Annotated in this window: 9 protein-coding genes; 1 reads left to right on the forward strand and 8 read right to left on the reverse strand. The window is 39.8% G+C overall.

Annotated features, from left to right (window positions below):
• Positions 1 to 88: 88 nt before the first annotated feature.
• The 5 genes from I6N96_RS03025 to I6N96_RS03045 all read right to left on the reverse strand — a co-directional run bounded on the left by I6N96_RS03025 (position 89) and on the right by I6N96_RS03045 (position 7241).
• On the reverse strand, positions 89 to 1918 hold the full coding sequence (locus tag I6N96_RS03025; RefSeq protein ID WP_209556012.1) for an FtsX-like permease family protein: 1830 nt from the start codon (positions 1916 to 1918) through the stop codon (positions 89 to 91).
• Positions 1908 to 2657 carry an ABC transporter ATP-binding protein gene (locus I6N96_RS03030; RefSeq protein ID WP_209556013.1) on the reverse strand — a complete coding sequence of 250 codons (750 nt, stop codon included), beginning with the start codon at positions 2655 to 2657 and terminating at the stop codon, positions 1908 to 1910. Before I6N96_RS03030 ends, I6N96_RS03025 begins: the two co-directional genes overlap by 11 nt.
• Before the next feature lie 424 nt (positions 2658 to 3081).
• Entirely contained in the window at positions 3082 to 3783 is a 702-nt protein-coding gene (locus I6N96_RS03035) for a GntR family transcriptional regulator (protein ID WP_209556014.1), read from the reverse strand.
• Positions 3784 to 3942: 159 nt separating this feature from the next.
• Complete coding sequence (locus tag I6N96_RS03040) at positions 3943 to 4359, reverse strand: YjdF family protein (RefSeq protein ID WP_209556015.1); 417 nt, start codon at positions 4357 to 4359, stop codon at positions 3943 to 3945.
• 482 nt (positions 4360 to 4841) lie between these two features.
• Complete coding sequence (locus I6N96_RS03045) at positions 4842 to 7241, reverse strand: FtsK/SpoIIIE family DNA translocase (protein ID WP_209556016.1); 2400 nt, start codon at positions 7239 to 7241, stop codon at positions 4842 to 4844.
• 621 nt (positions 7242 to 7862) lie between these two features.
• Here I6N96_RS03045 and I6N96_RS03050 point away from each other — a divergent pair.
• On the forward strand, positions 7863 to 8684 hold the full coding sequence (locus tag I6N96_RS03050; RefSeq protein ID WP_209556017.1) for a VanW family protein: 822 nt from the start codon (positions 7863 to 7865) through the stop codon (positions 8682 to 8684).
• A 152-nt stretch (positions 8685 to 8836) separates the two neighbouring features.
• Here the strand turns inward: I6N96_RS03050 and I6N96_RS03055 are convergent, their stop codons facing one another.
• The 3 genes from I6N96_RS03055 to mnmA all read right to left on the reverse strand — a co-directional run bounded on the left by I6N96_RS03055 (position 8837) and on the right by mnmA (position 12971).
• On the reverse strand, positions 8837 to 10924 hold the full coding sequence (locus tag I6N96_RS03055; RefSeq protein WP_209556018.1) for a DNA topoisomerase III: 2088 nt from the start codon (positions 10922 to 10924) through the stop codon (positions 8837 to 8839).
• A 355-nt stretch (positions 10925 to 11279) separates the two neighbouring features.
• Positions 11280 to 11648: a DUF1033 family protein gene (locus I6N96_RS03060; protein ID WP_209556019.1), complete on the reverse strand. Its 369-nt coding sequence runs from the start codon at positions 11646 to 11648 to the stop codon at positions 11280 to 11282.
• A 201-nt stretch (positions 11649 to 11849) separates the two neighbouring features.
• Complete coding sequence (mnmA, locus tag I6N96_RS03065; protein WP_209556020.1) at positions 11850 to 12971, reverse strand: tRNA 2-thiouridine(34) synthase MnmA; 1122 nt, start codon at positions 12969 to 12971, stop codon at positions 11850 to 11852.
• Positions 12972 to 13034: the final 63 nt, after the last annotated feature.

The raw sequence follows: 13034 nt of genomic DNA on the forward strand, positions 1-13034 counted from the left end.
TGTTCTGAGCCGTATTTATTAAAATCAATACTTCCTTTATTTACGATATCAAAAGAGCTTCTCTAAAATCGATACAAATCAACTTGTCTTATGCCTGTACCATTTGATACACCTTTTTGAAATAAAATACTCTGGCAATCAAGTAATATGCCACCTGTATCAGAATGAATGCACCCAACACCTGCCAGCCTGCCAGCTGCATCGTCTGATTGAATATATGATACATCGCTGTCAATGCGACAATTCCATGAATCACTGAAACGATGATTGGTGTAAAGAAAAGGATACCGACTTGTTGATTGATCATTTTTTTCAGCTCTTTCTTTGTCAGTCCCAGCTTATAAATCATCTTGAATTTTTCTACATCCACATCCATGTCGCTGTATAAACGGAAATACAAGAAGCTTCCTGCTGAAACGAAGAAGACGATGCCGATGAACACGCCGACAAATAGAATGGGTTTATAGCTGTCTATGATCGTTTGTGTCATATAGGTTTTAGCTGACAGCTGATAGTTGCCCTCCTGTGTCTTTCCTAATGCAATCAACTGCTCACGAGACACATCTTTCGGCTCCCACACTGTTCCAACAGTATAGGGAATTCCTTCTAGGTTCACTGAATCAGGAACAAGAACCGTCGTTCCGAAAACAGCCAGGACTTTCTCTTTTTCAGATTTAGCTACTGCTAATGTTTGCTGATCAGGAAGCACAACCTGATTAATTTTTCCAACATCAACTCCATCGTTGTATTGAGTGTCAAAAACCAATTGGACAGCTTGTCCATCAGTTTCCACCTTTGGTTCTCCTGCAATTTCAGCCAATCGATTGTATTCACTTTCTTTGATAAAGCTGACTTGGTTTTGATCGGTATAGATCTTGTAATCGCCTCGTTCTGTTTGAATCCCCTTTTGCTCCAGTAAGGTAGAAAATTCTGTTAGAATCGGAGCTGTCTCGCCTTCTTCTCCTGATAATTGGAACTCATAGGGCATCGCATTTGTTGATTCAAGAACCATCTGTTGGAAGCTGTAAAGTGTACCGATTGCTGCAAAAGCAACTGTTGAAATGATTGAAACCAGAAAGAAGGAACGGGCATTATCCTTCATACGAAAAGCTAAATCAGAAAAAACCACCATATTTGTTTTCTTCCAGAAAATCTTTTGGTTGTTCTTCAGCTTTTCAATACTCCAAACACTTAACTGATTAAACAAGAATCTTGTCCCAACTACCACTAAGAAGATAACAGGGATCATCACAATTGGTACCAACTGACCAGGAACAAGTAAGGCAACACCGTAGCCTGCTCCGATCAATAGAATAGCTAGTATTCCTTTGACGAATGATCCTTTAAGTGACCCTTTACCTAAATCACCTGCCTTCAACAGAGTCTGTAGACTAAGCTTTGGTAAACGGAACTGGATAAAGAAAGAGATCGATAGAAACAGCAGCGTAAATGAAGCGATTGTTATCAGCAGCGCCTGCAAAGGAAAATAAAACGCGAGACTCACATGAATCAGCTTGTTACTGATGAACAGGATAAACTGGGAGAAAAATATCCCGGCAATACTGCCGACAATCGTTGCAAAAAAACCAATAACCAGATTTTCAATAAATACCATTCGCTTCAACTGTCTAGGACTCATCCCTTGAATCATCAACAAGCCGAACTCCTTTTTCCTTGACTGGATAAATACATCCATAGAATATAGAACAAAGAAAAATGAAAAACCGTAAATAATAATTGCCGCTGCCAACATCCCTTTTTGAGCACTAGCATTCAAGCCATCAGATAGCGCTGGATGAAAGGCAAAGCCGGTAAACGTGAAGAACACCATGACCGCAAACAATGTACTAAGGAAATAGGCCATATACAATCGCTTGTTCCTCATCGTATTTCGAATGACGAACTGTCTAAAATTCATTGCCGACACCTTCAATCTCTGACAGATTTCCCATGATTTCATCATAAAACTGCTTTTGACCGTTTGTCTGTCTGATTTCCTTAACCAGTTGGCCGTCCTTGATGAAAACAATTCGTTGACAATAGCTTGCTGCTAGTGGATCATGAGTGACCATCAAAATCGTTGCTTGTTCGCCTCGATTCAATTGCTGTAAAAGTCCCATAACATCCTTAGAAGATTTTGTATCAAGGTTTCCTGTTGGTTCATCTGCTAAAAGCAGCTGAGGCTGATGGATCATCGCACGAGCAACTGCCACACGTTGTGCCTGACCACCTGAAATCTCCGCAATTCTTTTTTTCAGTAGTGGTGCTATCCCAAGACGATCTGCAAGTGCTTGTAGTTTTCGCTTCATTACTGGGATTTTCTCACCATCCAAAGTCAATGGCAGAATGATATTTTCTTCCACAGTCAAGGTCGGCATCAAATTGAAGTTCTGGAATATAAAGCCCAGTTCTCTTCTTCGAAATTTCGCAATAGTTTCCTGATCCATCTTATGAGGATTCTTTTCATTCAGAATAATTTCTCCAGATGTTGGCTGGTCGATGGTTGCGACTAAATTCAAAAATGTACTTTTCCCACTTCCAGAAGGTCCCATAATTCCGATAAATTCACCGTCATTTACGGTAAGGTTAAGACCTTTCAAGGCCTGATATTTTATTTCATCCCCATAGGTCTTTGTTAAATTTTCAATTTTCAGCATTTCTTTCCACTCCATTTCTTTTCTCGTTCATTCTAAGATAAACACCAACTGAGAACAATTGATATAGATAACAGATGACTTACAGTTTTGTCACGTCACAATAAGGTTGCGACAAAAGTACTCTGCTTCGAGAAGTAAGGGGAAATTCATGAAATCAGCCTTCGAATTTTCGTAACGTTCACTTAACTCCTAATGATTTACTGACTCTATAATTGCTTAAATGACTGCACCAGGCTGGACTTACTTTTCTGCTGCCATCATTTATAGTTATTTATACAATCGAAATGAATGGCAATCTTTTCCAAATCCATTTCATGCAAAAATAGAACCTTGAGCTGTTGACGATTGCTCAAGGTTCTATTTTGATTTTTACATAAAAACCAATAAAGAATGATTCTTCAATAAATTGTTTTTCAGCTTCAGACTATGCCTCGTACTCTATCACATATGGATGCATTGCAGTATTGTATAGCGCTTCTGAAAACTCAACAACTTGATTCTTTTTCCCAAAGGAACGACGAATCCGTTTCATCGCCATTGTTTCTGTTGTTTGCAGCAGCTCCTGCTGTTTTGGTGTCAGCTGAACAATTTGAAAGCTGTCTTCAAATCGGAAAATCTCAATATGATGCTGATCAAGTATCCGGTACAATGATTCTTTATCGAACTTTTCTATTGATACATCAGAAAGCTCTTTCGGAAGAAAATACTCAAAATAAATATATGGCTGCTCATCCAATAAATATAACCGTGAAAACTTGACTGCTGTTTCTCCTAAGCATTCATAGATCGGTGTCCCTTTTTCCAAAGTCACATGCTCCAACTGGATATTTTTCTTAACAATATTGAGTCCTGAATCATGCAGATACTCCGTAAAGGTTCCAGCCTTAGACAGCTTATTGTATGGCTTATTGCTTAAAACGGTCGTACCCTTTCCACTCTTTTTCTCCAGCAACTCTTCATCTGCCAAAATTTCTATCGCACGACGAACTGTGATTTTACTAACCTCAAAAATCTCTTCAAGTTCAGACTCTGTCGGCAGCAAAGAACCCACCGGATACTTTCCGCTCAGAATATCCGCTTTTATTTGCTCTGCTACATCCATGTACAGTACACTTTTTCTTCTCACTATCTTCCACCTCAATTTTTACTTGGTCCGCGTATTCTTTAGACTACACACATTACTTGTTAAAATTTTTTCGGTCCCCATACCCTTGCTTCTCAAGACTCTCTTTACCTTTATAAAAAAATCAAGCAAACAGCCATTTGAACATCAATAACTACTTAATCAATGTCCTTTTTTCTTCTCATGCCGCTTTTGCTGCTTCTTTTCAAAAATGACTTGCTTTTCTTCAAGCTTTCTTCTTTTGTGCCTCTGTTTTCGTTCCAGCTTCATTGCCTCTCGTTGCTCCGTCATCGCTTGCTGAGCTTTTGTTGACAATACAGGCTTATTTTTCTGTTTCTGTACTATTCGCTGCATTCGTTTAGGACTGATTCTTTTCCTCTCATCCTTCTCGGACTTGATTTCACTATGCCAATCTTTTTCTAGTATATTCGGCAATGTCTCATAAATAAACGTGTAGATATCCTGATTACTTGGCTTTCTGCCAAAAACATGCCGATATACTCTTAAATGTTCCTGTGCATCTCGATATTCTACCAACCCACTCCAATACTGCCCATCAAAATAAATTGTTAAATCCATGGTGCTTCCTCCTTATAGATAAATCCTGTTAAAGAAATGAGCTTATACGGTAATACCTTTACCTGTGTTTCAAGGCAACAGTCGCTTCTCGTATAATAAAATCTTTTACAGCATTCACATGATAAAAAAAGAACAATGGACGACCCAGGAGGGAAGGTTACTGACAGAAACTGCTTTTGGACTACCAACCAAAATGTGTTTTTGTGCTCTTATACTAATCATACAATAAATGAGAAGGATTGCAATTCCGTTAAATATATTTTTTCTGGAAAATAGAAGCTATTGCTCATTTCGCTTATCCAAAAGTAAAGAATAACATTCATTCAACAATTCCTCTTATAAAATATTTTTCGTTAGCCTAGTAACAGCAACAAAAAAACAACCCTTTTCAATAAATGAGCAATCGCAAAATATCAAAAAAAAATAACTGAAAGTGTCATTACATCTCTCAGTCATTTCTCATTTATTCTTTTCCATCACTGTTACAGCTGCTCCGGATCATTTTCCGGAAGCTCTTCTTCAGGCTCTGCCTCAACAAAAACTTTTCTCGGTTTACTTCCCTCTGATGGCCCAATCACATGATTTTCTTCCAGCTCGTCAATCAGACGTGCTGCCCGATTATAGCCGATTCGGAATCTTCGCTGCAGTAGTGAAATGCTTGCAGTCTGCATTTCAATAACTAATGCTTTAGCTTCTCCATACAGCTCATCCTGTGGATTATCACTGCTCCCGCTTACAACAGCTTCTTCTGTCGGCATCATGCTTTCCTGATATTCTGCCTCTTGCTGCTCAGTAACAAAGGCAACGACACGCTCGACTTCCTGATCAGAAATGAAAGCACCTTGAACACGTATCGGCTTGTTTTCTCCCATAGGAAGAAACAGCATATCCCCTCTTCCTAACAGCTTTTCTGCACCATTACTATCGATAATTGTTCGTGAGTCAGTCCCGCTGGAGACTGCAAAAGCCATTCGTGAAGGGACATTGGCCTTAATAATTCCTGTAATAACATCTACACTTGGACGCTGTGTCGCAAGAATCATATGAATACCAGCAGCACGAGCCATCTGTGCCAGACGAATAATAGCATCTTCCACTTCGTTGCTGGCAACCATCATCAAGTCAGCCAGCTCGTCAACGATTACCACAATAAACGGTAAAATCGGACGATTATCACCATCCTCCAGATTTTTTTGAATAACCAAATTATTATATCCGGAAATATTTCGGACGCCTGCTGCTGCAAATTTTTCATACCGGAATTCCATTTCCTGTACGACCTTCTGCAAGGCTTGAGCAGCTTTTCTCGGATTTGTCACAACAGGTGTCAGCAAATGCGGAATACCGTTATATACATTTAGTTCTACCATTTTCGGATCGATCATCATCATCTTCACTTCATGGGGCTTCGCCCGCATCAAGATACTGGTGATGATTCCATTGATCGCAACGGACTTACCACTTCCTGTTGATCCTGCAATCAGCATATGAGGCATTTTCGTTAAATCTGCGGATTGAACCATTCCGGAAATATCTCTTCCCAATGGAACCTCCAACAATTTATCTGGATGACTCGGTTGCGCTTCAACAATATCTCTAAATGAAACCGTACTTACTGTGCTATTTGGTACCTCGATCCCAATCAGTGATTTACCAGGGATCGGGGCCTCCATCCGTACATCCTTCGCAGCCAGAGCCAATGCGATATCGTCTGTTAAACCAACGATTTTACTGACCTTGACACCCACTGCCGGTTGAATCTCAAACTTCGTTACAGAAGGCCCAAGGCTTGCTTTTACTACTTTTGCATCCACGCTAAAACTGCGGAAGGTTTGCTCAAGAACAGAAATATTTTTCTCGATTTTCTGGTATTCATCACTTTGATCTGCCGCTGGAATCGAATCCAGTAAATCCGGAGACGGCAGCTGATAGTCTCTGTCCTCTGTTTCGGCGGCAATTTCAAACTCTAAATCTGTGTTGTCTTCATATTCAAGCGGCTCTTCCATATCTGCCGGATGATGGGACTCATCATACTGCTCTTCATAGAATCCCTGCTCCTGCTGTTGAAAGCTGTCGATTGGTACAAGGGTCAGCTGCTCCGGTTCTTGTTCCGGTACTTCATACTGCTCTCTCTCAGATTTCGCAAGCTGTTCGCCTGGAGTATGAGGTCTGACCTGATTCTTCTCTATCCACTGCTCCGCCATTTCCTTAGCTCGTTCTTGTTTCTCCGCTTCCTTCAACTTCCTTTTCTCTGCACGCTTTTCAGATTGTGCCGACAAACGTTCATCACTTTTTGCGAACAGATTCCCCAACGCTTGACGGAACCACTGGATACCGTTAAGAATCTGCTGAAAATCAAGCATACTGATCATATATCCACCTAATGCAATCAACAAGACTGCGACTAAATAGCTGCCGAACTGAGCAACAAGGAAGTGAGTCATCGTATAAAGAGTTGCGCCCACCATACCTCCACCAACATTTTCTCTAACTACATTTCTGGTCAAATCCATCTTCAGAAAATCCCACGTAGTATTGAAGATATCTGGATTGCTGCTGCCGATATTTCTAAACCAATAAGCATGAATAAACAATAATATTCCTAGATAAATCAAGCCTCCTCCGATAACTTTTCGAGGCGATTTGACAGGAAAGTTATCGCCGAACAGAATCAGAGAAAATCCATATAACATCAGTAGGATCGCTGCTGCAGAAAAAGTATTCCCCACAATCAAACGTAGCCCATTAGCAATCAAAATGCCTAAAAACCCTAATTTCAGTATCCCAAATAATCCAAAAAATACGAAGAAGATACCGATAAAAATATAACGCAGCTGTTCTTGCTGCTTTAGTTGCTTTTTTGTTTTCTTTTTCTGCGCCATTGTTCTCCCTCTTTCTATTGAAGAAACAAGTCAAATGATTTCCTTGTTTCCTTATTTTGATGGTCCGATAGCCATTACTTCTAGGTTCTTGTTTATGACAGAGTAATGGTTCTCCCTCTTTCTTTTGAGGAAACAAGTCAGGTAACTTCCTTGTTTCTTTTTTCCAGTGGTCCGATAGCCACTACTTCTAGGTTCTTGTTTACGCCAGAGTAATGGTTCTCCTTTTTTCTTTTGAGGAAACAAGTCAGGTAACTTCCTTGTTTCTTTTTTCCAGTGGTCCGATGGCCAGTTCCCTAGCATTCTTGGTAAAAGGGAAATGGCTCTCCCTTTTTCTTTCCGATAACTTCCATTATACCTAAAAAAGAAGCCGAACAAAAGTACCCCATTTTGTTTTTGTTTTCAATTTAAGAAAAATCACTCCTCAGCCCTGTCCTGCCGGTGTTTTACTTTAATATGGATGACGTCGGTAAAAGTAAACTAGCTTCTAAAAGAAGATTCAAGTAAACAATTATTATACTGAATATATTCTCCCAGAAATATTCTCGTAATATAATTGACTTATTCGTAATGAAATGTAATACTGTTGTTGAAAATGGAAAAGGTTAATTGGAGGGTTTTACCATGGGAAGAAAATTATTTTGCGAGATTTCACCAACTACTTATCGAATTTCACTGTTCAAAAATAGAGTACAGAGAACGCTGCAAGATAAATATAGCAATCATACATTTGCTTTTGAAAAAAGAGAGTCAAAATTACCTGTTCTTATTTATAAGCACCAATCATTGATTCGAAGAAAGCTGGGAAATGTCGATCTGCATTTACAAAATAATAAAGCAATAAATTTAGCGATTTCAACACCAAAAATTTCAGGTATTTTAATCAAGCCTAGGGAAGTTTTTTCTTTCTGGCAACTTGTTGGTCCCTGCCGAGAGAAAGATGGTTATAAAGAAGGATTGATGCTAGGCAAAGAAGAATCCATCAGCGGTGTCGGGGGAGGTATGTGTCAGTTTACCAACTTAATTCACTGGATCATTCTACACACTCCATTTGAGATCATCGAACATCACCATCATGATGGCTTAGATCTTTTTCCCGATTTTGGCCGTGTGATTCCCTTTGGAACAGGAACATCTATTGTTTATAATTACTTGGATTATCGATTTAAGAATACGACAAATCAAACTTACCAGCTGATTACTTACACAGATGAAGCCTATTTGTATGGAAGACTCTACGCAGAAAATGAACAGCCTTATAGTTACCATATAAAAGTAGAAGATGAGCATTTCAGTCGTGAACAGGGTATCGTCTACCGAAAGGGAAATATCTATCGCAGTACCATTGAAAAACGGACTGGAAATACCCTAAAAAAAGAACTGATCAAATCCAACTATGCAAAAGTTGTTTATGATACAGCTCACCTGACTATTCTTGAGTCATAAATCAATGGAATAAAAAAACAGATTTAGCTGTACACAGCAGAACACTACACGAAATAAGCCGAAGTATACTTCGGCTTATTTCAAGGGGCAACCCTTTATTCAGATTAAAAATGTGGGATAACGCCAATGAACGTTATCCCACATTTTTAATACTAATTATTATTCTCCTCCATTGCTGCTTTCAATGCTGCAGCCAATGGACTTTCTTCCGGTTCATCCTTTTGGGAATATTTCTTCATTAAGCGACGCTCTTCATGCTTCGTCATTTTCTTATTACGCTGTTTCTTATCAGGAATTTTTTCACTGATCGAACAGCTGTTACATTTGAAGTACGCACCGTTTTTTCCTTCAATCACGACCATTTTCTTATGACACTGAGGACAACGATGATTAGAGGTTTTCGGATCTTTCCTTCTTCTGTAACTGCATTCCTGACTAGAGCAAACATAGATTTTTCCATCTCTAGTGTTCTTCTCACGCAGATTTTCTCCGCACTCCGGACATTTCTTTTGAGTGATTGAAAAGTCCTGATACTTGCTTTCGCTCTGCTTGATTTCACTAACTAAGCGTTTTGTATCAGCTTCGATTTCTTTCAAGAATACGTTGCTGTTTTTTCTGCCCTTCGCAATATCTTCCAGCGTTTTCTCCCATGTCTCGGTCAACTCCGGTGTCACAAGTGAAGGATTCACTAATTGAAGCAACTGCTTGCCCTTTGGTGATACAAGCAGTCCTTGCTGCGCCCGCTCCATCAGCTCGGACTTGATCAGCTTCTCTATGATTTCTGCTCTGGTTGCCGGCGTTCCCAAGCTGTGTTTTTCCATTGCACCAAGTAAACTACCTTCATTCAAGGGTTTAGGCGGCGAGGTCAGTTCCTTATTGATCACAAAGTTTGCTGGAACAACCATTCCAACTTTCCAATCTGCGCTAGTCGTCAGCTCTTCTTTTTCCTGCCTCCAGCCAGCTTCTTCCACCTTATTTTCACGGAAAATGAACTGCTCTTTACCAAATTGAACGGTGATTTTTCGCTGATTCGCTCGATGAGGTACCGCAAACAAGCCTAAGAAACGATTAACGATCATCAGATAGATACGCTGTTCATCATTGCTCAATTTTTCAAAGCGAGGTGACTGCTCTGTCGGGATCAATGCATGGTGATCACTGACTTTACTGTTATTGAAGACTTTATCCTGAATAACCTTCCCACCTGTTTTCAAATAGGCTTTTGCTTCTGGAAAGCTCGTGCTGATTGCTTGCAGGCGTTCCTTCATCGTTGCCCTCATATCTGTTGTCAGATACTTACTGTCTGTTCTTGGATACGTCACGATTTTATGAAACTCATAAAGACTTTGAACGAGAGATAGCGTCTTTTTCGCTGAAAATTGATAGCGTTGGTTTGCTTCTCGCTGAACCTCTGTTAAATCATAAGGTAAAGGAGCATGCTCTGTTTTTATTTTGTCCTGAATATCTGTTACTTTTCCTTTTTGCTTGCTTAACTCCTTCACGAATCCTTCTACCTCACTACGCTCCTTGAAGGCAAACTGATTCTTTTGAACCAGACGCCCCTTTTCTTTTTCATGAAGTAGATCCACAGTAAAATAGCTTTGCGGACGAAAGGCTTCAATCTTCTTCTCCTGATCCCTGACAAGGGCCAATGTCGGTGTCTGAACGCGACCAGCGGATAAGCTGTCCTGATATTTCACTGTCAGTGCCCGTGTAACATTCAACCCCACCAACCAATCAGCCTTTGCTCTCGCTAAAGCAGAATAATAGAGATTATCGTATTCCTTTGCAGGTTTTAATTGCTTAAAGCCATCTTTGATTGCTTTGTCTGTTTGAGAGGATATCCATAATCGCTTAACTGGTTTATCGAAGCGGATATATTCTAATATCCAACGGGCAACCAACTCGCCTTCACGTCCTGCATCCGTAGCAATAACCACTTCTCCTACATCCTTACGACTGGCCAGTTGTTTAATAGCCTTTAGCTGGTGACCTGTTTTCGGCAACGGCTTGATTCCCAATTGCTTTGGCAGCATCGGTAATGTGTCCATCTGCCAGCTCTGCCATTCTTTATTGATATCTTCCGGCATCTTCAGTCCCAGCAAATGACCTAGGGCCCATGTAACGATAACATTCGATCCTTCATAATAGCTTTTATTTTTATTGTTAGCTTGTAAAACCCGGCTCAAATCTTTAGCTACACTGGGTTTTTCAGCGATGATCAACTGTTTTTTTGACATAATGATCTCCTTTGTTTTTTCTCTATAAATCCTGTTCAATCGTTCATCAGAATTTATGTCTACCTTTTATTATAACAAATCCTGCACAAAATTTATCTATATAAATTTTGTACAGTTATCCTCTACACGATGATTGTGCTTAAACTGTAGTACAAGAAAAAAATAATATGAGAAAAATCAGCGTTGCCAATCCATAATCAGTCCCAATCAAAAGTACAGAAATAGCTGAGACATACTAATGTCTCAGCTACTCCGATGTTCCAAACTCAAATAGGCAGTCTTTCAAATAGCAATACTATGTTTCATTCTTAAACTCAGAACGAATTTTTTAGTGTCTTTACGTTCTGCTCATAAATTAGTTTACAAGGCTGCTTTTACAGCACTTCGGTTTCCCGCACTGATCAGCCGTTTCATAAAGATCCTTCACACTTTCAAAGGTTACAGGCTTATCGTTTTGCAACAAAGCCAACCCTTTGTATTGCTGAAGGTCTTCATCACATTCATCGCACCAACGTTCATCGCCTTCGTTCCAGAAAGCAGAAAGATAGTTGGGCTTTGCATTCGTATATGTATATTCTGAAGAAATTTCCTGCCATTGCTGCAGGTAGTATGTAGCTGCTTCGTCCAAACAATCAAATTCGCGCTTTTCCACGATGTCTTCCTGCCAGTCTTCGAAAAACCACCATGGTTCATTATCACCATACATTGTTATTACTTGGTACACATTTTTCACCTCTTTAATTTCATACAAGTGCTATTGTAGTCAGTTCCATCAGAAGTTGCAAGTAATTGAACTGTTAAAAAACATCAGTTATTTATTAAATAACAATGAATAGGAAAACTAAACGAAGCAAAAGAGCTCGTTTAGTTCGAATTATTCATTGGGTATCAAGCCTTTTAGAAACTTGCTTGACACCCATTTGTATTAGATATATTGAAGAACTGCTTCCTCTTTATATGCTTGATCGATCAGACCGCCGCCAAGACACTCCATACCATCATAAAAAACAACTGCTTGTCCTGGTGTGATTGCTCGAACTGGTTCATCGAAAATCACTTCTGCTCGATTATCATCCAATAAACGGACAGTTACAGGTACATCTTGTTGACGATAACGGAATTTTGCCGTACAACGGAATTCTTTTGGTCTTTCTTCATTTGTCGTAAAATGAATTTCACTGGCGTCCAAGTGTGTCGCGTAAAGAGTTGGATGGTGAAATCCTTGTCCCACATACAACGTATTCGTTGCCAGATCCTTACCAATCACAAACCAAGGATCTTGTGTTTTACCACCACCGCCGATACCCAGACCTTGACGTTGACCAATCGTATAATACATCAATCCGTCATGCTGTCCTTTGATTTCGCCGTCTTCGGTAACCATATTCCCTTTTTGTGCAGGCAGGTAGTTGCTTAAAAAGGATTTAAAATTCTTTTCTCCGATAAAGCAAACACCTGTAGAATCCTTTTTCTTCGCTGTCGCCAGTCCGGCACGTTCGGCAATCGCTCTTACTTCAGATTTCTCCATACCGCCAAGCGGGAACATCGTTTTTGCAAGCTGTTCTTGAGATAATTGACTCAAGAAATACGTTTGGTCTTTATTATCATCTACGCCTCTAAGCATATGGACTGTGCCATCTTCATCTCTACTCACTTGAGCATAATGACCGGTTGCTACAAAGTCTGCACCCAATTGCATGGCATAATCCAAAAATGCTTTAAATTTGATTTCCTTGTTGCACATGACATCCGGATTTGGTGTCCTGCCTCGGCGATATTCCGCCAAAAAGTATTCAAACACTCGATCCCAATATTCCTTTTCAAAGTTGACAGAATAATAGGGGATACCGATTTGATCAGCAACCTTTGCTACATCCTTATAATCCTCTGTCGCTGTACAGACACCATTTTCATCTGTATCATCCCAGTTTTTCATGAAGATACCGACAACATCATAGCCCTGTTCTTTCAAAAGAAGAGCTGTTACTGATGAATCGACACCGCCACTCATTCCGACAACAACACGTGTTTCACTGTTGTCTTTCATTGTATCACCATCATTTCATATAGATTCTGAAATATCCACGATTTGAAGGTCGCTGTTTCCAGT

This window comes from Enterococcus larvae (assembly GCF_017830045.1).
Taxonomy (GTDB): Bacteria; Bacillota; Bacilli; order Lactobacillales; family Enterococcaceae; genus Enterococcus_L; species Enterococcus_L larvae.